Source organism: Okeania hirsuta (assembly GCF_003838195.1).
Taxonomy (GTDB): Bacteria; Cyanobacteriota; Cyanobacteriia; order Cyanobacteriales; family Microcoleaceae; genus Okeania; species Okeania hirsuta.
The window spans coordinates 1-557 of the sequence record NZ_RCBY01000700.1; the positions used below are offsets into that span (position 1 = coordinate 1).

Below are 557 nucleotides of genomic sequence, written 5' to 3' on the forward strand. Positions count from 1 at the left end.
CTATATCGCTCTAGATGACCATACTCTATATATAGTGTCTTTGCGTAAGTCCTGATAGAAATATTTTAAACCTAAATCAATGCCTATGACATTGCCAGTATAATTTCCTAATTCTTTTCTATCAGCGTCTAAACAAAATTGACAATAATAGCCATCTGCACGTCTAACTATTCTCACCCGGTTAATTTTTAACCTAAATAAATCTTCTCTTGTTTCTGAATTACAATACAGAGAAAACTTACCAGATTTAAACTAGAGAGTGAAAGTAATAAACATACAATCATCTGATAATTTCCAACCAGATTGTTTATGTTCTACAGACTGACAATGCTTTTTAAATTTGGGATAGCCTTTCTTCCTTACTCCTTCTTTACAGCGACGATAAAAGTTACTAATCGAAGTCCAAGCTACTTCTACTGAAGCTTGTCTAGCTGATGAATTTAATTGATTGACAAAGGCAAACTCACTAGCTAACTCTTTACTCAGTTTGTATAAACGCGACTTATAGCAATGTGCGCTGGTATATTTACATACTACATACAAATCTATAATAGTAT

At 32.7% G+C, this 557-nt stretch carries 1 pseudogene; it reads right to left on the reverse strand.

What is annotated here, in order from left to right:
* Window positions 1-252: 252 nt before the first annotated feature.
* A pseudogene (locus D5R40_RS42280) lies at window positions 253-557 on the reverse strand (hypothetical protein); the annotation flags it as partial.